This window comes from Pseudoalteromonas sp. T1lg88 (assembly GCF_002964765.1).
Lineage (GTDB): Bacteria > Pseudomonadota > Gammaproteobacteria > Enterobacterales > Alteromonadaceae > Pseudoalteromonas.
Genome location: NZ_PQCF01000031.1, coordinates 295348 through 318599, shown reverse-complemented (window position 1 = coordinate 318599; position 23252 = coordinate 295348). Strand labels below are relative to the sequence as shown.

The following is a 23252-nucleotide window of genomic DNA, read 5'->3' as shown; positions in this document are numbered from 1 at the left end:
TAGGCGTTTGAATATGATTAAATTAGTAAAAATAGTTAGTGAGAGAAGCCAATAGCATGGGAACTATGGAGCAATTAAGACAGGCACGGGTGATTACTGCGATAAAGACCCCGTATAACGACGATGGCGAAATTTGCCTGGAAACCTTTGATGCTTTGGTGGAGCGCCAGATTGCCGCCGGTGTCGATGGTATAGTTGTTGGCGGTACTACCGGCGAAGGGCAACTGATGAATTGGGAAGAGCATTTAATGCTGATTGCTCACAGCGTCGCTACCTTTGCCGAACGTATCTTGATCATAGGTAACACCGGCAGCAACAACACCCGTGAAGCTATTAAAGCCACTAAATACGGTTTTGCCACAGGTATGCATGCCGCCTTGCAGATCAATCCTTACTATGGCCGTACCTCTGTGCTGGGCTTACAAGCTCATTTTAATGCCGTACTCGATATCGGCCCTGCTTTTATCTATAACGTTCCGGGGCGCACAGGTCAGGATCTCACCCCTGACTTTATCGGCTCATTGGCCCAGCACAAAAACTTCATCGGTATGAAAGAGTGCCAGGGCAACGAGCGCATTGCCGCCTATGAAAGCCAAGGTATCGCCTGTTGGTCAGGTAATGATGATGAAGCCCATGATGCGGTGCATCAGCACGGTGCCCATGGTGTGATCTCGGTGGCCACTAACCTGATCCCCGAGCTGTTTTGTGACTTGCTGAAATCACCTCAACCTGAGCTCAATGCCGAGCTTACGCCGCTGATGAATTGGCTGTTTTGTGAACCTAACCCCATTGCCATTAACACGGCGTTGGCGATGACAGGCGCAGTAAAACCTGTGCTGCGTTTACCCTATGTGCCATTAACACAAAAACAACAAGAACAGGGTGTTGAACTTATGTCCAAATTGGATGAAAAGTACCTGGTTGGTGAGCAAACAGCGGCTATCATCGCTGAAAATGCGTTTAAATTGTACTAAGTTAGCCAAGCAGTAACATTTTAAGACTTAACAGCCGGTTAATTGTACCGGCTTTTTTGCTATTTTTTTTACAATCCATTACTATTTGCGCCTTATGAATAAACGGACTTTTGGCGATGAAGTGTGCTGTCGAAAAGTTGGCCGTATATGCGGCGCAGCCAGCCTTAACAGAAAATATTGAGCTCAATAAACTCTTAGATGCATTGGCGTCAGAATTTATTGCGCTTGATGTCAGTTGGGTCAAGCCCATTCAACGTCGCCGTTTAAGCGCTTTTGCCAAGATGATCCTCAGTTGTGCCCATAAGGTAAACCCTGATGCTCAGCCGCTGCCGATTATTTTCTCATCCCGCCATGGTGATCTGCATAAAACGTCGGACTTGCTGGCACAACTTCAAGCGCATGAACCCTTATCACCTACTCAGTTTGGCTTGTCGGTACATAACGCCGTAGCCGGACTCTTATCGATTCTGACCAATAACAAGGCGCCCATTGTCGCCTTGGCCGGCGGCAATAACAGCATTAACAGCGCCCTGTGTGAGGCCTATATTCAGCTGCAAGACCCAGAGGTTGAGCGGGTGATGGTGATCCATGCCGATCAAACCTTGCCCGAGTTGTATCAGGAGTTTGCCGATGAGCCGCAAGTGGATCATTGCCTTGCCTTGGTGCTGAGCACAAACTCTGAGGCCATAAATAATGGTGCTGCTGTACGCCTTGAACAAGGCGATGGAACAACCAAGCCTACAGTGGCTGCAGCGCTGAGTTTAGCGCTGGCCCTGCACGAGCAAAAAAGCATTGAGCTTAGTGGATGGCGGTTGCACTATGATTAGCAAGCTCAACTACTGTTGGCGCGTGCTTGGCACGGGTTTTTGTTTTGCTCTCTTTGGTCTCGGTGGTATGATCTTAAGCCTGACCATCCTGCCTTTGCAGCGGTTAATTTACCGGCAAACCGAGGTGCGTCAGCGCAAGGCGCGAAAGCTGGTGCATTACACTTTTCGTTTTTTTGTGGCTGTGATGGATACCTTGGGGGTGATAGGTTTTCATGTTCACAACCGCGATGCCTTTAAAAACTTACGCGGGCAGCTGATCCTTGCCAATCATCCGAGTTTAATTGATGTGGTGGTGCTGATTGCCTCTGTGCCAAGGGCCGATTGCGTGGTTAAGGCGCATTTGTTTAAAAACCCCTTTATGCGCGGCGTTATTCAAAGCACCGGCTATATCAGTAATGATGATCCCGAAGGCTTGCTGGTGGATTGTTGTCGCTCGTTAGCCGCGGGCAATAATTTGATTATTTTCCCCGAGGGAACGCGCTCTGACAAAGGCTCACTGCAAAAATTTAAACGCGGGGCTGCCAATATCGCTTTGCGCTGTGGTTTGCCTTCGGGCTCGGTGATCACCTCGGTGCTGATCACCATGAAGCCCAGCACCCTGACCAAGGGCACGCCCTGGTATAAGGTGGCACCGAAGAAAGCGCATTTTTCGATGCATATTGCCGCGGAGCAACCGCAGCCCTGGCAGGGCCATGAGCATGAACCCATGAGCATGCAATCGCGGGGCTTGACCAAACACTTAGAAACTTATTTTCATAATCAAGTAGCGAATTTATGAGTGATTTAAAACTAGAACTAAAACAACTAATTATTACCAGCTTAGATCTGGAAGACATCGAAGTAGCAGACATAGACGACAGTGAGCCCTTGTTCATTGACGGCCTTGGCCTAGATAGTATCGATGCGCTGGAATTGGGTCTGGCCATTAAAAAGGCATTCGATGTAAAAATCGACGCTAACTCAGAACAAACGAAGGCTCACTTTGCATCTATCAATGCATTGGCTGAGTTTATTGAACAATCGCGCAACAACGCTTAATAGTGGAATAGAAGATGAAAACTGCTGCTGAAATTTACGACGTATTACGTGGCATTTTAGAGAATGACTTTGAAATCGACGCCGACGACATCAGTATGGATGCCAACCTATACGAAGAGCTGGACTTAGACAGTATCGACGCCGTTGATTTGGTTGTGAAACTAAGAGAAATCACCGGTAAGAAAATCGAGCCGGAAGCCTTTAAACAGGTGCGTACCGTAGCGGACGTAGTAAAAGAAGTAGAACAACTCGTTAATTAATCATGCTTAAAGGCATAGTGAATGCACTGATCTCCTTGTGCCTTTTGGCTTATCCTGTCTTGGTTTACCTGGGCTTAAGCCGGGGGTATGAGCAACAGGTAGCCTGGCTGTTGGCGGCCTTATTAACAGGGCGCGTGCTGTTGGCGCTGCGCCACAAGGCTATTGGCAACTGGCTATTACCTATCTCCGCAGTTGGCTTGCTGCTGGTGTTGATGGCGCTAATGCGCGGCTCATCCCTGTGGCTGCAACTCTACCCGATTATGGTGAACCTGATTATGGCCATCACCTTTGCCCTAAGTTTGCTGCAAAAGCAGAGCATGGTGGAGCGTTTTGCCCGCTTGCAGGAGCCACAATTGAGTGAGCAAGGCGTACGCTATACCCGTAAGGTGACCATGATCTGGTGTGCCTTTTTTGTCCTCAATGGTATCGCCGCCACCTACACGGTCTGGCTTGGTGATGTGGCTTTGTGGACCTGGTATAACGGCTTTATCGCCTATGTGCTTATCGGCCTTTTGGCCGCCAGCGAGTGGACTTATAGGCTGTGGTTAAAAAGGCAGGGCAAGCTTGTATAACTTAAAAAACCTCCTCGGTGAGCACATGGCCAGCCGTGATGGCTGTGCTTTTAGCAGCGCGCAATTTCTTGCTTTAGTCGAGAGTTTTTATCGCCGTTATGCGCCCCTTGAAGCCGGCTCCTCGGTGTTGCTGTATCACAGCGATAGCATAGAGTTTGCAGCGCGTTTGCTGGCGTTGGCGCAATTGCCGCTGGATATTGTTTTACCTCCTAACGCTCAGCCACAAACCTTGTGTGATTTGCAAAAGATCACCAGTTTCTATGCCGGTGAGTTGGAGGCGGATAGCCCGCCTGGCTATACCTATGTGGACGCCTTTGCCCCAGATTCTTCATTGGCGTGCGATTTACACTGGCCCGGCAGCGCTCAGGGCTCCGGCAGGCTGGTGTTTTTCACTTCGGGCTCCAGCGGTCCCGCCAAGGCCATTTATAAAAGCTGGGATGCCATTAACTGTGAACTAGAAACCCTGGAGCAGACCTTTATCTGCGCCGAGTCTAAGCCCGAACATCTGTCCTTTGTGGCCATGGTGTCGCATCAACATATTTATGGGCTGTTATTTAAACTGCTGTGGCCGCTGCGTTTTGGGCACTTCTTTGAAGCCAGCAGTTACCAATACCCAGAGCATTTAGCCAAGCGACTTGGCGATCATCGGCGTTGGCTGGTGGTGGCCTCGCCAGCTCAGTTATCCCGGCTTGTGGATGACAATGTTCTGGTGCCGAAGCGTGCACAGATAGAGCGCATATTTTCCTCCGGTGGACCCTTGGCGGACTCAGATGCCATTACCTTGGCGGAGCAGTTACATCAAGGCGTAGTGCAGGTTTATGGCAGCACGGAAACCGGCGGCATAGGCTATCGCAGTGTGCTTTCGACGACGGCAACGCCCTGGCAGCCTTTTGCTGGCATCAGTCTGAGCACAGACGAGGGCCGCTTGGCGCTGCAATCCCCCTTGATAGACGAGCCAATCCGGCTGTTGGATGACAAGGGCCAGGTATTGAGTGATGGTCGATTTTTGTTACTCGGGCGCGCCGATAGAACCGTGAAGGTAGCGGAAAAAAGGGTCGACCTGGTTGGTATGGAAGCGCGTTTGCGCCAGCACCCCCTGGTGCGCGCCTGTGCGCTGCTGCAACTCTCTTCGGGGCGTTTAGGTGCCTTGGTGGCACTTGGCAATGCAGGTGAATCGCAGGCTTCCAGCAGGGAAATAACCGTGCAGTTAAAGGCCTGGCTGGGGCAGGAATTTGAAGCCGTGTGTGTACCGCGTAAGTGGCGTTATTTTGAGCAGCTCCCCTACAACAGTCAGGGCAAGCTGATTTATTCGCAATTGGAGCAATATTTTGTCTGATCTAGTGATAACCGAGCCGCAGATCCGCGCCATTGAACAAACGGACGACCAGGTTGCGCTGACCTTGTATTTACAACCCGAGCTCGATTATTTTCGTGGCCACTTTCCGGGTGCGCCTATCCTTGCCGGTGTCGTGCAACTCGATTGGGCGGTGCAATACGCTCGTCAATATCTGGGCATGATCGGGGAGATAGCCGATATTGAGGTATTGAAGTTTCAGGTGGTGATGACCCCAGAATTGGAAGTGACGCTGCAATTGGCGAAGAAAAATAACGAAAAGGTACTCTTTAGTTATCACTCTGAAAAGGGTCAGCATGCCAGTGGCCGCCTGGTCTTTGCGAGCTAAGCCATGAACTTGTGTATCGTCATTCCTAACTACAACCATACCCATGCCATTGATCAGGTGCTGGCGCAATTAAGTGGTGCCGGTTACAAGATAGTCATGGTCGATGATGGCAGTCATGCCGAGGCGCAAAAATACTTCGACGAGCTGGCGCAGCAATACAGGGATTTGACCCTGCTACGCCATCAAATCAATCAGGGCAAGGGCGGAGCGGTGCAAACCGGTCTGCGCTGGGCATATGAAAACGGTTACAGCCATGCCCTGCAGGTGGATGCCGATGGCCAACATTGCCTGGCGGATATGAACCGACTGGTAGAATGTTCCCGGGAAAATCCAGAGGCGATTATCAGTGGTCGCCCCCTGTATGACGACTCGGTCCCCAAGCACAGATATTTAAGTCGTTATATCACCCATTTTTGGGTCTGGGTAGAAACCCTGAGTCTGTCCATTAAAGACTCCATGTGCGGCTTTCGCGTATATCCGCTGGCACCTTGTATGGCGCTATTTGCTCGCTGCGAGCTGGGTAAACGCATGGATTTCGATATTGAGATCATGGTGCGCATGTATTGGCGCGGTACGCCTTCGCGTTTTGTCGACACCCAAGTGATTTACCCAGAAGACGGGGTGTCGCATTTTCAGCCGCTGGCCGATAACCTTAAGATCAGCTGGCTGCACACCCGCTTGTTTTTCGGCATGTTGGTACGCCTGCCTAAATTGCTATGGCGTAAGCTCAGTGGTCAAAGGTAAGCGGCACGATATGAGCGAACAACATTGGTCAAAAACCAAAGAGCGTGGCAGCTATCTTGGCATGCAGTTTTTACTTGGTGTGTATAAGCTCTTTGGCCGCCGGGTGCTCTGGCTGTTTATGTTTGTGGTGGTGTTTTATTTTTATCTCAGCGGCAGAAAAGCACGCCGTGCGTCCCTTGATTATTGGCGCCGTCTCCACACGTTTGACTCCAGTCAACCTAAGCCTAGTTTTGGCACTGGGTTAAAACATTTTTGTACCTTTGCCGACAGCGCCTTTGATAAGATTGATGCCTGGCTTGGGCGTATTACGCCGGCGCAATTGCGTTATCAAAATCAACATCTGTTTGATGACTTGGTGGCCCGCCGCCAAGGCGCCATTTTTATCGGCTCGCACTTGGGCAACCTGGAAGTATGTCGGGCCTTGGGCATGCGTCATCAAAACTGTGTGATCAATGTACTGGTGTTTACCGAGCACGCGGTGGAATTTAATCGCACCTTGGGGCGCATTAACCCCAATGTCAGCGTCAACCTTATTCAGGTCAGCGATATGGGCCCGGATCTGGCGATTTTACTTAAAAGCAAGGTCGAGCAGGGTGAGTTTGTAGTGATTGTCGGCGATCGCACCAGCACCAGTGCGGTTGGGCGGGTGCACTATGCGTCCTTCCTTGGCGAGCCGGCGCCTTTTGCGCAGGGGCCCTTTATTCTTGCGGCGCTACTGGAGTGCCCAATATACTGGCTATTCTGTACCCGAAGTGGTGATGGCTTTGACGTCCATTTCAGTCATTACAGCGAGGCCTTATCCTTGCCGCGTAAAACCCGGCAGCAGGCCCTGGCTCAGGTAATAGATGATTACGCCCAAGAGTTGCAGCGCGTGACGCTGCAATGCCCTTATCAATGGTTCAATTTTTACGATTTTTGGCAACGCGATGAAGACAGCGTGCGCCACAAGGAGAAGTAGTTCGTGTCTAGTATTCAATCCATCGAGTTTGGCGCTGCGCCGCTGCGTATAGAAGATATCGTTGCTTTTGCCCGCACTGATACGTTAGCACACATTAGTAATGACCAAGCCTTGGCGCGCAAAATAGACTCGGCGGTGGCCTTTTTAGATGAACTGCTCGAAAAAGAAGGGGTGATTTACGGCGTCACTACCGGTTACGGCGACTCTGTGACCGTAGGCATCCCCCTTGAGCTGGTGCAAGAGCTGCCTTTGCATCTCACCCGTTTTCACGGCTGTGGCATGGGCGCTCACTTTACTCATGCCGAGTCGCGCGCCATTTTGGCAACCCGATTAACCTCCCTGACTCAGGGCTATTCCGGGGTGAGTTGGGAACTGCTGTATTTGCTTCGCGATATGCTCAACCATAAAATCCTGCCCTTGATCCCGCAAGAGGGCTCGGTGGGCGCCAGTGGCGACCTCACGCCGCTTTCTTATGTGGCCGGTGCATTAGTAGGCGAGCGCGATGTGTATTTTCAAGGCGAGGTGATGGCCGCCAAAGACGCCTTTGCCAAGGTAGGGCTGAAACCCATCACATTGCGCCCCAAAGAAGGCTTGGCGATTATGAATGGTACGGCGGTGATGACAGCCATTGCCTGTTTGGCCTTTGACCGCGCCAATTACCTGCATAAGCTGGCGACGCGTATCACCGCATTAAGCTCCTTGGCGCTCAAGGGCAACAGTCATCATTTCGATGAAATCTTATTCTCGGTGAAACCGCACAGCGGTCAGCAGCAGGTAGCGGCCTGGATCCGCGATGACCTGAATCATCATAGTCATCCTCGCAATGCCGAGCGTTTGCAGGACCGTTATTCGATTCGCTGCGCGCCCCATGTCATTGGTGTGTTGGCGGACTCCTTGCCTTGGTTGCGTCAGTTTATCGAGAACGAGCTGAACTCCGCCAACGACAACCCCATTATCGATGGGCAGGGCGAGCATGTGTTGCATGGTGGTCATTTCTATGGCGGCCATATCGCCATGGCCATGGACAGCATGAAAACTGCGGTGGCGAATCTGGCCGACTTGGCCGACAGACAAATCGCCTCCTTGGTGGACACCAAGTACAACAATGGCCTGCCGAGCAACTTGAGCGATGCCCATGACGAGCGCAAGTACATCAACCACGGCTTTAAAGCGGTGCAGATCGGTGCTTCCTCCTTTACCGCCGAAGCCCTGAAACTGACCATGCCCGCCAGCGTATTTTCGCGCTCCACCGAATGCCATAACCAGGACAAGGTGAGCATGGGTACCATAGCCGCTCGCGATTGTATGCGGGTGCTGCAACTAACCGAGCAGGTGCTGGCCTGTACCCTGTTGGCGGCGGTACAAGGACTGCGTATTCGTATTGCTCGTGGTGAGGTGGATGAGCAGGGTTTAAGCACAAATATTCGTGCCATGTATAGCGATGTTTGTCGCTATTTTGATAACCTGACTGAGGACAGACCACTGGAGCAGACCCTGCGCACCACGGTGGATTACATAGTGCAGCAACGTTGGGACCTATATGAATAATAAAAATGCCTTGCTGGTTAGCTCAGTTGAAATAGAGATCCCGTTTCACGATTGCGATCCCATGAATATCGTTTGGCATGGTAACTATGCCCGTTACCTGGAGGTGGCGCGTTGTGAGTTGTTGCGCCAATTCGATTATGATTATTTGCAAATGCTTGAGTCGGGCTATGCCTGGCCCATTGTTGATATGCGCATAAAATACATAGACTCGGCGCTGTTCACCCAGCGTATACGTGTCGAGGCTTACCTTAAAGAATATGAGCAACGCTTAAAAATCGACTATGTGATCTTCGATGCCGCCAGTAATAAGCGCCTGACCAAGGCCTATACGGTGCAGGTAGCGGTTGCGCAAGACAGCGGTGAAATGCAATATGTGTCACCGCCGATTTTAATGCAGAAACTGGCCAAGGTACTGTAATGAAAAAGCTTTTAGTCAGTCTATGGCTTACGCTTATGTGTTGCTCCAAGCGCAGCTGCAAATGAGCCTAAGGTCCAAAGTGAGCAGGGCAGTTTTAGCCAGGCGAAAACCTTTGCCGGTTTTAACCAGCACTTTATCAGCAAGGGTGAATTCACCCTAAGTAGCGAGCAGCTGTTATGGCATACCCTGACGCCCATCGATTCCTTGCTGAAAATCGATGGTGATGGCGTGTTTGAGCGCCAAGCGGATGGCCAATTTCGCCGTCAAGGCCAGAGCGGACCTTACAGCAGTTTGTTGCAAGCCTTATTAGCCCAAGATCAGGCGCAGTTGGCGCAGTTCTTCACCAGCAGCGAGGCCCAGCTACCGGCATCTTTGTTAGAGAGCGCCTATTCATGTCAGCAACTCACGCCCATCACACAAGAGCTCAAAGGTCTGTTTAGCTACTTTATCAGTTGCCTGGATAGCCAAGAACGGGTGCGTTTTATTGGCTTGTATGAGCACAGCGGCACGGTCACTGAAATCAGCCTTAACTTTGAGCTCGGTGTAAGCCAAGAGTAGCTATGAAACATTGGGTTAGCCGCGCCTTGGTCCTGACTTTAATGCCTCTGCTGCTGGTAGCAGGCATCGCCTTGCTGTGGCAGCTCAAACCCATTGCCATTAAAAGCGATATGCTGGCCTTGTTGACACCCGTTTCAAATGAGCAAAGCCCAGGCAAGCAGGCTCAAGACTTTTATCGAGCCCAGCAACAGCTGCTTGGTGAGCAGCAACAGCGTCTGGTTTTTTCGCTGCAAGGTGCAAACAGTGCGCAAGCTTATCTAGAGTTGGCTCAGGGTTTGGCGCACGCTGGCCTTAAGGTGCAAGAGCAGCAGCCGCAGTTAACGCAAATTATCGACTTTTATGCGCCTTATCGCGGCGCTCTGATGAGCCCTGAATATGCTCAGGCCATTGCCGACCCCGCGCAATTTAATCACTACTTTCAGCGCCAGTTGGTGCAAACTGCCTCGCCCTGGTTAAGCCAGAGCCTGAGCCGGGATATGTCCTTGGCCACCTACAGCTTTGTCAGTGCCCTCAGTGGCGAGCAAGCCCTGACCCTGGTGGATGGTAAATTACAAGGTCGGGATGAGCAGGGTGAGCCGGTGTGGATTTTGCTGGCGCAAACGCATGAAAGTGTAAGCAGCATCAGTGCCACGGAGCGTACCGCCGCGGCCATAGATGAGCTTTTAGACCAGTTGCAACTAAGCTACCCCCAGGTGCAAGTGCGTTATTCCGGTTTACTGTTTCATAATGCCGAAAATGCCACTCAGGCAAAATGGGAAATGAACCGCTTTGGTATTGCCAGCGTTGTCTTGTTGTCTCTTTTTGTATTCTTGTCCTTGCGCGGTGCCTGGCCCTTGTGGGTGAGTATGCTGACGGTGAGTACCGCCATACTCAGTGGTCTTTTGGCGCTGTTATTGCTGCGCCAGGAGATCCATCTACTGACCCTGGTCTTTGCCACCACCTTGATTGGGGTCGCCATAGACTATGCGTTTCATGCCTTAGCGGACAAAGCCGCGCAGCAAGGCCGATATTCCCGTGCCCTTAAACGTGGCCTGCTGTTGGCGCTGTGTTCAACCGCCATCGGCTATTTGTGTTTTCTTAGCGCACCCTTGGTCTTGCTGCAAGATGTAGCCATCTTTGTGGTCGCCGGCTTAGTAGGTGCCTGGGTGTTTACCCGCTTCTGTCTGGCTCCTGTGGCCATGACCTTGAGTTTTCGTGCTTCTGTAGTATCGGGTGCCGATCTTGGCCTTAAGTGGCAAAGCCAGGCTAGATGCCACAGTGGCAAGGTCTACCTGGTCCTGGCGCTGCTGTGCGTGCTACTGAGCTGGTGGCGTATGCCTGCCAGTAATGACTCCATCGCCAGCTTTAATGCCAGCAGCGCCAAGTTGATGGACACCCAAGTTAAGCATCAGATGTATTTACAAGGCGCCGAGCCGATACAGCGCTTAATCCTTAAGGGCGAGGATGTGCAGCAGCTGCTGAGGCGCGAAGAGCAAGTTAGCGCCTGGTTGGAAGAGCAAGGTGCTCGGGCGCAAGGCCTTAGCCGTGCCTTGCCCAGTCTGACTCGTCAGCAGGAGAATGCAGCGGCCTATAATAAGGCGGTGGCAAGCGGCGTATTTATGCCATTGCAAGCCTTTAGCGGCCAAGCCATTGCACCGACGAGCGCAGCACTATTGGATTATGATGCCTTTGTCAGCGGCCCCCTCAATGAAGCCTTTAGCGATGTGGTGCACCTTGATGGCGCTGTCTATTCCCTGCTCAATGTCAGCTCCGTCAGTGCAGCGCAATTACAGCTCCTAGGTACCCATTATGATTATGTGGCGATTGTCGATGTGCCGGGGCAGCTCAGTGCCATGTTGGCGCATTTTCATCGTGGAATTCACCTTGCCTTATTATTGGCGGCAGTGGCCATTATATTGATTTTCGTATTTAGCTTTGGCTGGCGTCATGGCCTTAAAATGGCGGCTTGGTTGGCTTTGGCCACGGCGCTGATCGTCAGTGTGATTGCCCAGTTCAGCGCCATATCCGTGTTTCATACCCTGGGACTTATTCTGGTGTTGGCACTGGCAGTGGATTACTTTATTTTCTATCGTCAGGGCGGCCACAGTGCCCATACCCTGGTGGCAATTAGCCTGTCGGCACTGTCGTCGCTGGCGGTCTTTGCCATGCTGATTTTTTCCAAAACGCCTGCGATAAGCCAATTTGGTGGTGCCGTATTACTGGGGCTGCTGGTGGTTTACTTTTTGGCACCTTTAAGTATCGAGAATAATAATGACAAACAATGATTGTACAGTGGATGTAGTAGTGATAGGTGCGGGCCCATCAGGCGCCCTGGCCAGTGCCTTGTTACAGCAATTGGGTTGGCAGGTAAAGGTCTTGGAAGGGCAGCATTTTCCGCGATTTTCCATAGGTGAGAGCCTGTTACCTCAGTGTATGCACTTTCTCGCCGAGGCCGGCATGGACAAGGTGGTGGACGAGCATGCCGAAACTCAGGCATTTCAGTTTAAAAATGGCGCTGCCTTTCACTACCGTGGTACAGACACCCAAATCGACTTTACCGATAAATTTAGCCCGGGTCGCGGCACCACTTATCAGGTAAAGCGTGCTAATTTCGACAAGCTGCTTGCCGATGCCGCCGCCGCCAAGGGCGTGGATATCTGTTACGGCCATAGAGTGCAGACGATCACCGAGCAAGAGGATGGCATGCTGTTGACGGTAACTCAGGGCGAGGAGCAATACCAGCTGCATAGCCGCTTTGTCCTTGATGCCAGTGGTTTTGGTCGGGTGTTGCCGCGTTTATTGGATTTGGATAAGCCCTCAAGCTTACCATCGCGCAGCGCCTATTTTTGCCATGTTAAAGACGGCATCAAGGCCAGTCGCTTTGACCGTAATAAAATCCTTATTAGCGTGCACCCCGAGCACAGAGATATCTGGTATTGGTTGATCCCTTTTGCCGATGGTACTGCAAGCCTGGGCGTGGTGGGTGAGCCTCATCATTTTGATACCTCTATTATCAATGAGGACAATCTCTGGGCCAAGGTGAAGGCTGAGCCAAATCTGGCCGACCTGCTGGCTGATGCGCAAGCGGTTAACCCGGTGCAAACCCTGGGCGGCTATTCCGCCGATGTATCCAGCCTATACGGCAAACACTATGCCTTGCTGGGCAATGCCGGAGAGTTTTTAGACCCGGTATTTTCATCCGGGGTGACCATAGCGCTAAAATCCGCCTCCTTGGTGGCCCCGGTGGTCGATGCGCATTTGCGCGGTGATCAGGCGGACTTTGAAGGCGAGTTTTCTACCCCGCTTAAACGCGGAGTTGAGTGCTTTAAAACCTTTGTTAATGCCTGGTATGACACCCGCTTTCAGGACGTGATTTTCTATCCCGAGCAAAGCGATGAAGTGCGCCGTATGATCAGTGCTATCCTCGCCGGTTATGCCTGGGATGCGAACAACCCTTATGTGGTGCAAAGCGAGCGCCGATTAGATGTGTTGGCACAATTGTGCCAAATGGAGCCCTGTTAATGCGCTGCTTATGTCTGCTGCTACTTTTAGTGCTTAGCGGTTGCGCCAGTTACAGCCCCGTGGAGCCGGAGGTAAAGGATAAAGCCGTGATGTTCAGTGCCGAGGTTGGCTTAGCACTGAGCGCGCCGCCTTCTGAGCTGCTTAACAGTCAGTGGCAAAAGCGTATGTTTGTTACCAAGGCACAAACTCAGCAGGCTCTGCTGAGTCAAGTGGCCATCAATGGCGAAGGCGAGCTGCGTTTAGCCTTGATGAGCGCTGCCGGTTTACCCGTTTTTACCTTGAGCTACAACGCCGAGCAAGGCGTGGCGGCCCAGCGCTTTATTGCCGCCGAGGATATGGATCCAAGTTATATCCTGGCCGATATTCAACTGGTACATTGGCCTGTGGCCCAATTAAATAAACATTTAAAAGGGGCGCACTTGATTGAATATCGCCAAGGCGGCGAACTTATCCGCGAGCTGCGCCAAAATGATACCAGCTTGCTGGATATACGTTATGGCGGCGAGGTGATCATATTGAACAATAAAATTCATCACTACGAGATCCGCTTTGAAGAGGTGAAGCCATGAGGGCATGGTTAAATGATTTAGGCATAGTCAGCGCCTTGGGCACGGATAAGGCGCAGCATTTACAGGCGCTATCCAACCAGGAGTTAGCCGGCGATGCTATCACTCCCCTAACACAGGGCAGTGGTTTACATTACGGTGACCAAACGGATCAGCAAGACCCTTATGTGGGCCTGGTGCAGGCAATTCCTTTAACTGCCAAGCAGCGCAATAATCGCCTTATAGACCTTGCGTTGCAGCAATTGGCACCGACGCTGGCGCGTATGCGCGAGCGCTATAGTCCGGCGCGCATTGCCGTGGTTGTCGGTACCAGCACCGCCGATATTTACGACGGTGAGCGGGCCCGCAAGCATAAAGCACAAACCGGCAATTGGCCCGAGGATTACCATTATCATCAGCAGGCTCTTGACGCACCCGCCGCCTATATCAAGGAAAAGCTAGGTTTAGAAGGTATTGCCTACAGTATTTCCACGGCCTGCAGCTCCAGCGCCAAGGCTTTAAGCAGTGCCAAGGGTTTATTGGCCGCCGGTTTAGCCGATGCGGTGATCTGCGGAGGCGCCGACAGCTTGTGTCAGCTTACTATTAATGGCTTCAGTGCCCTGGCGTCGACCAGCAGTGGCCTGTGCCAGCCTTTTGGTGGTGAACGTGATGGCATTAATATAGGTGAGGGAGCCGCGCTCTTTGTGATGAGCCGCGAGCGCGATTTGGGCGAGAGTTCTTGTGCCCTACTAGGTAGCGGTGCCAGCTCGGATGCGCACCATATGTCAGCGCCCGAGCCTAGCGGCAGCGGTGCTCTTGCGGCCATGCGTCAGGCTTTGGCACAAGCCAAGCTAAGCCCAGCCGAGATAGATTATGTTAATGCCCATGGCACGGCGACGCCGAAAAATGATGAAATGGAAGCCAAGGCCATCGCCGAGTTGTTTACCGACGCTGTGCCTGTAAGCTCGACCAAGCACTTAACCGGGCACACCTTGGGCGCTGCCGGCGCCATAGAAGCGGGCTTGTGCTGGCTGCTTATCGAACAACAGCGTTTAGGGGCGCAGGCACCGCCATCGGTAACACCTTTGCCTTGGCACAGTGGTTATGCGCTGGATGCCGACTTGGCACCAATCCATGTATTACAACAACCAATAATGAAAATTCCAACAATCTGTATGAGTAATTCTTTTGCCTTTGGTGGCAATAATGCCAGTTTAATTATCGGAGCAGTCGATGCGTGAGATAAGCATGACGGAACTTATCGCTCATCGCCCGCCCATGGTGTTGATCGACTCTCTCGTTGCGTTTGACGACGACAGTGCCCATTGTCAGGTGCGCATACGTGAAAATAGCCCCTTTTATGATGCCCAGATGGGTGCGGTGCCAAGTTATATCGGCAGCGAATATATGGCGCAGGCCATTGCCGCCTATGCCGGCGCCCATGACCTGGATCAGAGTCGGGAAATTAAAATTGGTTTTCTTCTCGGCAGTCGTAAAATTCGCTGTCATAAACCGCGCTTTGACAAGGGCATCTTGTTGGATATTCTGGTCGAAAAGGTGATCCAGGACGAGTCCGGCTTAAGTGTATTTGCTTGTCGTATTGAAGATCAGGGTGATTGTTTGGTCGAAGCCAAAATTAATGTTTTCCAACCCGCCGATCCAATGAAATTTATTAAGGAAAATCAATGAACAGACGTATTTTAGTGACCGGCTCTAGCCGTGGGATCGGCAAGGCCGTGGCGCTGCAATTGGCAGAGCAAGGTTTTGATATTACGCTGCATTGCCGCTCGCAGGTGGCCTTGGCCGAGCAGGTAGCCGAGCAAATTAGCGCCTTAGGTCGAGCGGTTAATATTCTTGTTTTTGATGTCACCGACCGAGCCCAGGCCAAGCAAGAGCTGGAAGCGGATATCGCTGCCAACGGCGCCTATTATGGCGTGGTGTGTAATGCAGGCGTTACCCGAGACACTGCCTTTCCGGCGATGACAGACGAGGAATGGGATACTGTGATAAGCACAGGCCTTGATGGATTTTATAATGTCGTACGCCCTGTGGTTATGCCCATGGTCAGTGCCCGCAAGGGGGGGCGTATTATTACTTTGGCTTCCGTGTCGGGTATCGCCGGAAACCGTGGCCAGGTAAACTACAGTGCCGCCAAGGCCGGTATTATAGGTGCTACAAAGGCGTTATCGCTGGAGCTGGCCAAGCGTAAAATCACGGTAAACTGTGTGGCGCCAGGTTTGATTGAAACCGAGATGACCGCCGAGCTCGATACCAAGATGCTGCTTGAACATGTGCCGATGCGACGCATGGGCAGTGTCGATGAAGTGGCTGCAACCGTGGCCTTCTTGGCCTCGGATCAGGCGGGTTACATTACCCGTCAGGTTATTTCCGTCAATGGTGGATTAGTATAATGAAACGTGTGGTGATTACGGGCATGTCCTGTATTACGGCCTTAGGTGATGATTGGTCGAGCTTCCGTACAGCCCTTGAGCGTGGCGAAAATGCCGTGCAAACCATGGGGCAGTGGGATGATATCAGCGATCTCAATACCAAGTTGGCGGCGCCTGTCACCCATTTTGAGCGCCCAAGCCATTATAAACGCAAAATGGTGCGTTCCATGGGCCGTGTGGCCCTAATGGCCACAGTGGCCACCGAACGTGCCTTGCAACAGGCCGAGCTGCTGGGGCATCCGGCGTTGACCAATGGTGATACCGGTATTGCCTATGGCTCATCTACCGGCTCAACACCACCGCTCATTGCCTTTGCCGATATGATGAAGTCGGGACAGATGAGTGGCGTGACTGCCACCAGCTATATTCAGATGATGGCGCACACGGCGCCGGTGAATATCGGTGTATTTTTCGGTCTTAAGGGCCGGGTGATCACCACCAGCTCCGCTTGTACCTCGGGCTCTCAGGGCATAGGCTATGCCTATGAAGCCATTAAGTACGGCCGCCAAAAGCTGATGGTGGCCGGGGGTGCCGAAGAGCTGTGCGTTACCGAGGCGGCGGTGTTCGACACCCTGTACGCCACCAGTTGCAACAACGATAACCCTAAGGCAACGCCGCGTCCTTTCGACAGTAAACGGGACGGTTTGGTCATAGGCGAGGGGGCCGGGACTCTGATCTTAGAAGAATATGAGCACGCCAAGGCGCGCGGTGCCACCATATTGGCGGAAATCGTCGGCTTTGGCTGTAATTCTGACGGTCAGCATGTCACCCAGCCCACCAGTGAGACCATGCAGGTGGCCATTGAAATGGCGCTGCAAGACGCCGAGCTTAGTGCCGATCAGATAGGTTATGTTAACGCTCATGGCACCTCCACGGATCGCGGTGATATCGCCGAATCTCATGCCACCTTTAATGCCCTGGGCGCCAAGCCCATCAGCTCGTTAAAGAGCTACCTCGGCCATACCTTGGGAGCCTGTGGCGCCATTGAAGCCTGGGCCAGTATCGAGATGATGCGTGATGGCTGGTTTGCGCCCACCATCAACCTAGACTCGGTGGACGAGCAATGCGCGCCGCTTGATTACTTAACACAAGGCACAGAACTAGATTGTGATTACGTGATGAGTAATAACTTTGCCTTCGGCGGTATTAATACCTCTTTGATCTTTAAGCGAGTTTAAGCCATGCGCAAGGGATTGATGGTTTATGTGCTGCTTTTGCTATGCTCTTTGACCCCCGCGTTTGCCGAGGGGGTTAATGAGGACAGTGTTCAAAACGTCGAAGACAAGGCAGGGAAAGACGCAGTTAAAAGCAGCCGTGAGCTGGAATTGGGCGTGGGAGTTTTTACCACCTCCTTACCTCATTATCTCGGCTCGAGTGAGCATAACAAGTATACCGTGCCCTTGCCCTATGTGCGTTATCGCAGTGAGCGCATGAGTGTCGACCGCAACAGCGCTGTAGGCTATTTGTGGCAAAGTGATAACTGGCACCTGGATGTGTCAGCGACCGCCAGTTTGGCGGTGGACAGCAAGGACAATCAAGCCCGCTCGGGTATGGACGACTTGGATTGGGTATTTGAATTAGGTCCAGCCTTGGATTATTATTTTGCCGGACAGCCACGTAGTGATAACTACCTGAAAAGCGGTTTGTTTGTGCGAAAGGCGCTGGCTACTGATTTCACTTCCATTGATGATATCGGCTTTCGTATGGGCCCTTATATGCAATGGCAGCAATTACTTTGGCAAGAGGCTGAGCAAACGGTGAGCATCACCGCCCGCGGTGCAGTTAACTATGCCAGCAGCCAGTATGTTGATTATTTTTACGGCGTAGGTGAGCACCAAAGCACGGTGCAGCGCCAAGCATATAAGCCGCAATCCGGCTACAGCGGCAGCGAGTTGTCCGTGGGTGTCAATTACGACAGCAAGCGCTGGTGGCTTGGTGGCTTTGTAAAGTATTACCGCATTAAGGATGCGGTGTGGCGCGACAGCCCCTTGGTTGAGCGACATCATAATCTTGCCTTTGGCATCGGCCTGGCATGGAAGTTTTATAACGTAGAGGGAAATTAACGATGAAAAAATCAGTATTTTTAGCACTGGGACTGGCACTAACGGCAAATACGGCCATGGCTCGTGACGATATAGGCCAATACAATATCGCCGAATTGCTGGAAACTACTAAGGCTAAAAATGCCCTGCTTGATGTGCCGCTGTATTTCGGTAATCAGGCTTATGGCGAGGTGCAGGAAACCTACGGCGAGGTGACCACTAACCAAAAGACCAATGCTTTTAATAAGTCCGACAAGGAAGCCTGTCAATGGGTGATGCTGAGCGCCCTAAAGGCCTTGCAGGAGCGCGCCAAGCGTGAGGGTATGAATGCGGTGGTGAATATCCAGTCTTATTATAAAAAGCGTGAATTTGTCAGTGAAACCGAGTTCGAATGTGGCGCCGGCTTCTTAATGGCGGGCGTTTCCCTAAAAGGCACACTGGTTAAACGCTAAGTACTGGTTAAAGGCTAAGTACTGAAGGCTGCCAGTTCCTATTCTGAACAAGGCAGCTTTTTCATTTTCCAGTTATCACACGTGCGCTCGCAACTCTTAACTCTCACGCTCGTAACTCTGAGCAGCAGCCCATGCGCCTCCCCTGAAACAGCAGTCTGCCTGAGGCCAAGCTTAGTTGTGCAAGGTAACTCTGGGCTCGGCGTCTTTGTCGCTTAGGCTGAAATGAATATCGTCGCCACGCTTGTTGGCGACCTCATTCATACGGGTAAGCATGCGATTAATGCGCTCGCGCTCATAGGGGTTGTCAATACAGTGCTCGGCGTCATAAACCGTGGCCTGCACATAACGATACAGTGCCTGGGTATATTCTCGGTTGTGCTCACAAACAAACAGAATATTCTTTAACGCCTCAATCAGGTTGACCAGTACCGTGGTGTCATTACAGCCATAGTGGCGGATGGGGTCGAAATTCTCTTCCAGCAGGGATGCCAGACTGGGCTCATAAAACCAGAGCAAAGGCGACTGTTGCTCTTCGGTATTGAGTAGGGTGTAGTTATGATCCGCCACATGCAGGCGGGCAATGGTCAGTATGCTAAGCATGTCTATGGCCTTGACCGCTGTGCCTGGGTCGTTAATGCCCGGGCTGAGCGCCTTAATGGCAATTTCGGCAATTTGCCGCAGACCATAACTGTAATGATCCCCTATGTATTCCTCGATATAAAATACGCTGCATTTATGAATTTGCTCGCAGAGCTCTTCATCGGCGCTAATATCTCTGTCGAGCGCCAGATAGGGAAAGCCTTCAACACAGAAAAACCCCGGCTCCACCTCGGTCACCATACGCAGCTCATGTTGTGCTAACAGTTTACACAGTTGATGGGTATGCACGCCCTTAAAATAGCCAGCCCGCGGACTTTTGAGGCGATACCAATCGCTGTAATCTGGCACCGCCGCAGCAATTCTCGGGTCTTGATAGGCGATCAGGTTTTGCAACTGCTTATTGGTTTGCGCAAACAAGGTATTCAACACGCTGTCGACCTGGATGGAGCGAGAGATGGAATGGATAAAGAATACAAAGAGCACCAGATTGTAAATGCCAATGGCCAAAGCGAAAAAGGTGCCCAGAGCCGGAGTTTGCAAGGTCTCCCCCTCGGTGTGGATATTCATCAGGGTAAGCAGGGTAAAGACGATGCTGCCGAGATACATGCCGAGCACATACTGGTGCGCCTTGATGGAGATAAGCCCGGGCAACACCCGTGGCGACAAGGTAGCGGCGGCATTGTTTAACACCACCATAACCATGGAAAAGCTAAACACGGTGAGCGAGATCAGGCCGCCGGCGAGGATACCGAGCAGGGTTTTGGCGGTATCAACATCGGTAACAAAGAGCACCGGCCAGGCCTGTTTTATGCGCATTACCCAGCTTTGGTATTCTATATTGGCCAGTACCATGGCGAACAACATAAAGAGGGTAATAATAATCGCAGGGTAGAAGCCAATGCTGCTGACAATGGCGCGGTATTGATCTGCTATTTTCCGGGGCGTGCGCATAAATACCTCATTATTCTATGTTATTGTCAGCGAGCTACTCGTTAAAATACAGTACAATGCTGCCCCCTTCGAGGGCGCTGCCATGATGATAGTTTAGGCCAATGCCGATATTTTCCAACCAGGAAGACCAGGTGCTGGTATCGAGTAATACACCTACGCCATATTCATAAAAATGATTCGTAGCAAAGGCGCTGGCGCTGTCACCCCCTAGGTCGACGCGATGGGCCTTAATATAGATGGCCTGAGTAAACTGGCCTATATGCGCGGTATCGAAACGCGCCTTAATGCCATTTTGGTAGCGCCAGCCTTCCGGCCTTATTTTACCCAAGGCCGAAGGCTCCACCAGTGTGGTGCCGTAGTAATAACTATAACTGGTTTTGTATTCATAGTAGCCCCAATGTCGAGGTAGGCGGTACATCATCTCTACATGCGGACTGGCAACAAGGGCGTTGGCGCTGATGTTAACTGCGCTGCCATCGAGGGCGGGCGCCAATACCTGCCTGCTGAGCTGAGAGTTATAGTCGTAGTCGTTGTAATAACGAAAACCCTGCAGACGAGCGCCAAAACCGAACCACCATTTAGAGCTGATTGGCCGCTCAAATATCCAGTTGGCGCCAAACCCATAGATGCTTTCTTCGAAGCTATCGGCGCGCTCTTGGTTAAAAAGATTTAGGCTGTTTTTTTGGTCTATGTAGCTGCCTTGCAGATGCAACTCACTGTTATATTGACTGAATATTTCCGGGCTGGTGGTTTTGATACCAAACGGCACGTTAAACACATTGAGGTCTTGGCGTAATTCATTGCCGCTTTGCGAGTCGTCATCAAACAGTGCCGCCGGACTGCTGAAATGACCATAACCCAGGCTCACTGACTCGCCATTGGTGAGCACCATGGCCGTGGCAAAGTTTTGCTCCAACAGCTTTGCTGCGCCGGCGATGCTGCAACAGGGAAGGCAAACCAGGGTTATAAGGAAGAAAATACGCACAGTTATCTTAATAACTAATTGAATAGTAACACTATAGCAGCTAACAAAAAGCCGGCAACTAAGGCCGGCTGATGATGTTATTAAGGTTGGTAATAGATTGGTGAGCCCGGGCCCACCGGCATACCCAGTACGAATACCCAAAGATAGAATAAGCACACCCAACCAACGAAGAAGATCATGCTGTACGGCAACATGGTCGCGACCAGCGTGCCTATGCCCATGTCCTTCTTGTATTTACAGGCCACTGCGAGTATTAGGCCGAAGTAACTCATCATAGGAGTGATCAGGTTGGTTACCGAATCACCGATACGGTAGGCCGCCTGAATGGTCTCCGGCGCATAGCCAATTAGCATCAGCATGGGCACAAAAATAGGTGCGGTGACCGCCCATTGTGCCGATGAAGAGCCCAGGCTAAGGTTAACAAGCGCACACATCAGGATAAAGAACACGAACACCTCGGGGCCGGTCAGATTCAGCGCCTGTAACAAGGCTGCGCCGTTTACGGCTAATATGGTGCCAAGGTTGGTCCATTTAAAGAAGGCAACAAACTGGGCGGCGAAGAATACCAGCACAATATACATGCCCATGGAGCTCATGCTCTTGCTCATGGCATCAATGACATCGCGGTCATTCTTCATGGTGCCAACCACGCGGCCATAGACAAAGCCCGGAATGGCGAAGGTGATAAAGATGATGACCACTATGCCTTTTAAGAAGGGTGAGCCCTTAATTTCACCGGTGGCTTGATGGCGCAAAATGCCATCGTCCGGGATAACGGTAAAGGCAAGTAGTACACCCAAGGCCAGGAAGGTAAGGCCGGCCCATTTTAGGCCGCTTTTTTCGCGCTGGCTAAGGTGCTCAATTTTGTTTTCACCGAGGTCGATACTGGCTTCGCTCGGGTCGTATTTGCCCAGGCGCGGCTCAACAATTTTCTCGGTCACCCAGGTGCCAAGGATGGCGATTAGGAATACGGACACGAACATAAAGTAGTAGTTGGCTTCGGCGCCGACCTGATAATCTGGGTCGATCATTTGTGCCGCTGGTGTGGTAATACCGGCCAATAGTGGGTCAATAGTACCCAGTAACAGGTTAGCGCTGTAACCGCCAGATACACCGGCAAAGGCGGCAGCCAAACCGGCTAAGGGGTGACGGCCAAGGCTATGGAAAATCATCGCCGCCAGTGGAATAAGTACCACGTAGCCGAGCTCAGAAGCAGTATTAGAAAGAATGGCGGCAAACACTACCATAAAGGTAACCAGGCGTTTTGAGGCGCCCATCACCATGCCACGCATGGCCGCAGAAAGCATACCTGAGTGCTCGGCAACGCTCACGCCGAGCAGGGCAACCAGTACGGTACCTAAAGGGGCAAAGCCGGTAAAGTTGGTAACCAGGCCTTCGAAAATACGTCTGAGGCCTTCAGCGCTCATCAGGCTCACTACCTCGATAACACCATCGGGATCGCGGCCTTTGGCGCCTTCGGGGCGAGGGTCAATGGCGCTAAGTCCGGCCCAGTCGGCGATGCCGCTGATCACCACGATGGCAACACAGAAAAGTGCAAATAATGTAATGGGGTGTGGAAGCAGGTTACCGAGAAACTCGACGGTCGCTAGAAAGCGATTAAACCAGCCTTTTTGTTGTTCTTGTTGTTCCGGTACGGCGGAGGATACAGCCTTGGTCATACCTTTATTATCCCTTGGTGTCACAAATTCGGACAAAGATACCATTAATGGCCCTTGGGATCATGGTGTTTCGGCAAACTCGCGCCTATAAGCGGTGAATAGCGGTGAAAATCAGCACGGCAAGCACAAGCAAAATTAGGGCTCTTTGCCTATGCTCAGTAGCTTGTTCATAAAGTCAGATTTGTTCTTCTCACTTTGATAATCAAGGTGATAGGTGTTATGAAAGCCAAAGCGTAAAAGTACGCCGCTGCCTTGCAGGTACAAGGTATAGCCATCAAGATCAGAATAGGCGTACAGGCCTTGGTAAAACTTGCCTTGCTCGGTTTGTTCGCCATGTTGTTGAATGCGCTCATAGGCACGGAGCAGGGTTTTACTGTCGATTTCATTTTTCATAAGCTAGATCCTTGCGATAAGGGACAAGTTATAATCTTTGGGTATGTGGCGTACAGCACAAAAATAGGAGTAAAC

Annotated in this window: 26 protein-coding genes; 22 read left to right on the top strand and 4 right to left on the bottom strand. The window is 51.7% G+C overall.

Annotated features, from left to right (window positions below; all coding sequences use genetic code 11):
• Positions 1-56: 56 nt before the first annotated feature.
• The 22 genes from dapA (at position 57) to C2M34_RS10520 (ending at position 18569) form a co-directional block, all read left to right on the top strand.
• Positions 57-974 (top strand): 4-hydroxy-tetrahydrodipicolinate synthase, encoded by a 918-nt coding sequence (gene dapA, locus C2M34_RS10625; RefSeq protein WP_105258744.1) that lies wholly within the window; start codon positions 57-59, stop codon positions 972-974.
• Positions 975-1090: 116 nt separating this feature from the next.
• Positions 1091-1801, top strand: coding sequence for a beta-ketoacyl synthase chain length factor (locus tag C2M34_RS10620; RefSeq protein WP_105201473.1), 711 nt, complete (start codon positions 1091-1093; stop codon positions 1799-1801).
• On the top strand, positions 1794-2579 hold the full coding sequence (locus C2M34_RS10615) for a lysophospholipid acyltransferase family protein (RefSeq protein ID WP_199774383.1): 786 nt from the start codon (positions 1794-1796) through the stop codon (positions 2577-2579). The genes C2M34_RS10620 and C2M34_RS10615 overlap by 8 nt, the downstream gene beginning before the upstream one ends.
• Positions 2576-2839, top strand: a complete 264-nt coding sequence (locus tag C2M34_RS10610) for a phosphopantetheine-binding protein (RefSeq protein WP_105189045.1) — start codon at positions 2576-2578, stop codon at positions 2837-2839. The genes C2M34_RS10615 and C2M34_RS10610 overlap by 4 nt, the downstream gene beginning before the upstream one ends.
• A gap of 14 nt (positions 2840-2853) precedes the next feature.
• The gene (locus tag C2M34_RS10605) at positions 2854-3099 is read left to right on the top strand and encodes an acyl carrier protein (RefSeq protein WP_105201472.1); all 246 of its coding nucleotides are present in this window, start codon (positions 2854-2856) and stop codon (positions 3097-3099) included.
• 2 nt (positions 3100-3101) lie between these two features.
• The gene (locus tag C2M34_RS10600) at positions 3102-3671 is read left to right on the top strand and encodes a hypothetical protein (RefSeq protein ID WP_105201471.1); all 570 of its coding nucleotides are present in this window, start codon (positions 3102-3104) and stop codon (positions 3669-3671) included.
• The gene (locus tag C2M34_RS10595; RefSeq protein WP_105258743.1) at positions 3664-5007 is read left to right on the top strand and encodes an AMP-binding protein; all 1344 of its coding nucleotides are present in this window, start codon (positions 3664-3666) and stop codon (positions 5005-5007) included. Before C2M34_RS10600 ends, C2M34_RS10595 begins: the two co-directional genes overlap by 8 nt.
• Positions 5000-5353, top strand: a complete 354-nt coding sequence (locus tag C2M34_RS10590) for an ApeI family dehydratase (RefSeq protein ID WP_105214201.1) — start codon at positions 5000-5002, stop codon at positions 5351-5353. Before C2M34_RS10595 ends, C2M34_RS10590 begins: the two co-directional genes overlap by 8 nt.
• Before the next feature lie 3 nt (positions 5354-5356).
• Positions 5357-6097: a glycosyltransferase family 2 protein gene (locus tag C2M34_RS10585; protein WP_105214199.1), complete on the top strand. Its 741-nt coding sequence runs from the start codon at positions 5357-5359 to the stop codon at positions 6095-6097.
• A 10-nt stretch (positions 6098-6107) separates the two neighbouring features.
• Complete coding sequence (locus tag C2M34_RS10580; protein ID WP_105258742.1) at positions 6108-7055, top strand: LpxL/LpxP family acyltransferase; 948 nt, start codon at positions 6108-6110, stop codon at positions 7053-7055.
• Positions 7056-7058: 3 nt separating this feature from the next.
• Positions 7059-8603 carry an HAL/PAL/TAL family ammonia-lyase gene (locus tag C2M34_RS10575; RefSeq protein ID WP_105258741.1) on the top strand — a complete coding sequence of 515 codons (1545 nt, stop codon included), beginning with the start codon at positions 7059-7061 and terminating at the stop codon, positions 8601-8603.
• On the top strand, positions 8596-9021 hold the full coding sequence (locus tag C2M34_RS10570) for an acyl-CoA thioesterase (RefSeq protein ID WP_105214182.1): 426 nt from the start codon (positions 8596-8598) through the stop codon (positions 9019-9021). The genes C2M34_RS10575 and C2M34_RS10570 overlap by 8 nt, the downstream gene beginning before the upstream one ends.
• Positions 9022-9225: 204 nt before the next feature.
• Entirely contained in the window at positions 9226-9579 is a 354-nt protein-coding gene (locus C2M34_RS10565) for a hypothetical protein (protein ID WP_105258740.1), read from the top strand.
• 2 nt (positions 9580-9581) lie between these two features.
• Positions 9582-11843, top strand: coding sequence for a hypothetical protein (locus tag C2M34_RS10560; protein ID WP_105258739.1), 2262 nt, complete (start codon positions 9582-9584; stop codon positions 11841-11843).
• Complete coding sequence (locus C2M34_RS10555) at positions 11830-13080, top strand: NAD(P)/FAD-dependent oxidoreductase (RefSeq protein WP_105258738.1); 1251 nt, start codon at positions 11830-11832, stop codon at positions 13078-13080. Before C2M34_RS10560 ends, C2M34_RS10555 begins: the two co-directional genes overlap by 14 nt.
• Positions 13080-13649, top strand: a complete 570-nt coding sequence (locus C2M34_RS10550; RefSeq protein ID WP_105258737.1) for a DUF3261 domain-containing protein — start codon at positions 13080-13082, stop codon at positions 13647-13649. Before C2M34_RS10555 ends, C2M34_RS10550 begins: the two co-directional genes overlap by 1 nt.
• On the top strand, positions 13646-14866 hold the full coding sequence (locus C2M34_RS10545) for a beta-ketoacyl-ACP synthase (protein WP_105258736.1): 1221 nt from the start codon (positions 13646-13648) through the stop codon (positions 14864-14866). The genes C2M34_RS10550 and C2M34_RS10545 overlap by 4 nt, the downstream gene beginning before the upstream one ends.
• A complete protein-coding gene (locus tag C2M34_RS10540) occupies positions 14859-15314 on the top strand; it encodes an ApeP family dehydratase (RefSeq protein WP_105214172.1) in 456 nt (151 codons plus the stop codon). Before C2M34_RS10545 ends, C2M34_RS10540 begins: the two co-directional genes overlap by 8 nt.
• Positions 15311-16036 (top strand): 3-oxoacyl-ACP reductase FabG, encoded by a 726-nt coding sequence (gene fabG, locus C2M34_RS10535; protein WP_105201458.1) that lies wholly within the window; start codon positions 15311-15313, stop codon positions 16034-16036. The genes C2M34_RS10540 and fabG overlap by 4 nt, the downstream gene beginning before the upstream one ends.
• Positions 16036-17253, top strand: coding sequence for a beta-ketoacyl-ACP synthase (locus C2M34_RS10530; protein ID WP_105201457.1), 1218 nt, complete (start codon positions 16036-16038; stop codon positions 17251-17253). The genes fabG and C2M34_RS10530 overlap by 1 nt, the downstream gene beginning before the upstream one ends.
• A gap of 3 nt (positions 17254-17256) precedes the next feature.
• Entirely contained in the window at positions 17257-18138 is an 882-nt protein-coding gene (locus tag C2M34_RS10525) for a MipA/OmpV family protein (protein WP_234398800.1), read from the top strand.
• Between the two features lie 2 nt (positions 18139-18140).
• Complete coding sequence (locus tag C2M34_RS10520; RefSeq protein WP_105201455.1) at positions 18141-18569, top strand: excinuclease ABC subunit A; 429 nt, start codon at positions 18141-18143, stop codon at positions 18567-18569.
• Positions 18570-18740: 171 nt separating this feature from the next.
• On the opposite strand, the gene C2M34_RS10515 is transcribed toward C2M34_RS10520, so the two are convergent.
• The 4 genes from C2M34_RS10515 to C2M34_RS10500 all read right to left on the bottom strand — a co-directional run bounded on the left by C2M34_RS10515 (position 18741) and on the right by C2M34_RS10500 (position 23177).
• Complete coding sequence (locus C2M34_RS10515; RefSeq protein ID WP_105258734.1) at positions 18741-20120, bottom strand: DUF2254 domain-containing protein; 1380 nt, start codon at positions 20118-20120, stop codon at positions 18741-18743.
• 34 nt (positions 20121-20154) lie between these two features.
• Positions 20155-21105, bottom strand: coding sequence for a Solitary outer membrane autotransporter beta-barrel domain (locus C2M34_RS10510; RefSeq protein ID WP_158681426.1), 951 nt, complete (start codon positions 21103-21105; stop codon positions 20155-20157).
• Between the two features lie 80 nt (positions 21106-21185).
• Positions 21186-22784: an AbgT family transporter gene (locus C2M34_RS10505; protein ID WP_105201452.1), complete on the bottom strand. Its 1599-nt coding sequence runs from the start codon at positions 22782-22784 to the stop codon at positions 21186-21188.
• 135 nt (positions 22785-22919) lie between these two features.
• Entirely contained in the window at positions 22920-23177 is a 258-nt protein-coding gene (locus C2M34_RS10500; RefSeq protein WP_105201451.1) for a DUF3081 domain-containing protein, read from the bottom strand.
• Positions 23178-23252 lie beyond the last annotated feature (75 nt).

Bases quoted from the DNA above. Each gene is read 5' to 3' on its own strand.
- C2M34_RS10610 (WP_105189045.1), top strand. From the start codon at position 2,576: ATGAGTGATTTAAAACTAGAACTAAAACAACTAATTATTACCAGCTTA.
- C2M34_RS10520 (WP_105201455.1), top strand. From the start codon at position 18,141: ATGAAAAAATCAGTATTTTTAGCACTGGGACTGGCACTAACGGCAAAT.
- C2M34_RS10615 (WP_199774383.1), top strand. From the start codon at position 1,794: ATGATTAGCAAGCTCAACTACTGTTGGCGCGTGCTTGGCACGGGTTTT.
- C2M34_RS10570 (WP_105214182.1), top strand. From the start codon at position 8,596: ATGAATAATAAAAATGCCTTGCTGGTTAGCTCAGTTGAAATAGAGATC.
- C2M34_RS10560 (WP_105258739.1), top strand. From the start codon at position 9,582: ATGAAACATTGGGTTAGCCGCGCCTTGGTCCTGACTTTAATGCCTCTG.
- C2M34_RS10605 (WP_105201472.1), top strand. From the start codon at position 2,854: ATGAAAACTGCTGCTGAAATTTACGACGTATTACGTGGCATTTTAGAG.
- C2M34_RS10600 (WP_105201471.1), top strand. From the start codon at position 3,102: ATGCTTAAAGGCATAGTGAATGCACTGATCTCCTTGTGCCTTTTGGCT.
- C2M34_RS10585 (WP_105214199.1), top strand. From the start codon at position 5,357: ATGAACTTGTGTATCGTCATTCCTAACTACAACCATACCCATGCCATT.
- C2M34_RS10500 (WP_105201451.1), bottom strand. From the start codon at position 23,177: ATGAAAAATGAAATCGACAGTAAAACCCTGCTCCGTGCCTATGAGCGC.
- dapA (WP_105258744.1), top strand. From the start codon at position 57: ATGGGAACTATGGAGCAATTAAGACAGGCACGGGTGATTACTGCGATA.
- C2M34_RS10555 (WP_105258738.1), top strand. From the start codon at position 11,830: ATGACAAACAATGATTGTACAGTGGATGTAGTAGTGATAGGTGCGGGC.
- C2M34_RS10525 (WP_234398800.1), top strand. From the start codon at position 17,257: ATGCGCAAGGGATTGATGGTTTATGTGCTGCTTTTGCTATGCTCTTTG.
- C2M34_RS10550 (WP_105258737.1), top strand. From the start codon at position 13,080: ATGCGCTGCTTATGTCTGCTGCTACTTTTAGTGCTTAGCGGTTGCGCC.
- C2M34_RS10540 (WP_105214172.1), top strand. From the start codon at position 14,859: ATGCGTGAGATAAGCATGACGGAACTTATCGCTCATCGCCCGCCCATG.
- C2M34_RS10545 (WP_105258736.1), top strand. From the start codon at position 13,646: ATGAGGGCATGGTTAAATGATTTAGGCATAGTCAGCGCCTTGGGCACG.
- C2M34_RS10620 (WP_105201473.1), top strand. From the start codon at position 1,091: ATGAAGTGTGCTGTCGAAAAGTTGGCCGTATATGCGGCGCAGCCAGCC.
- fabG (WP_105201458.1), top strand. From the start codon at position 15,311: ATGAACAGACGTATTTTAGTGACCGGCTCTAGCCGTGGGATCGGCAAG.
- C2M34_RS10580 (WP_105258742.1), top strand. From the start codon at position 6,108: ATGAGCGAACAACATTGGTCAAAAACCAAAGAGCGTGGCAGCTATCTT.
- C2M34_RS10530 (WP_105201457.1), top strand. From the start codon at position 16,036: ATGAAACGTGTGGTGATTACGGGCATGTCCTGTATTACGGCCTTAGGT.
- C2M34_RS10515 (WP_105258734.1), bottom strand. From the start codon at position 20,120: ATGCGCACGCCCCGGAAAATAGCAGATCAATACCGCGCCATTGTCAGC.
- C2M34_RS10505 (WP_105201452.1), bottom strand. From the start codon at position 22,784: ATGACCAAGGCTGTATCCTCCGCCGTACCGGAACAACAAGAACAACAA.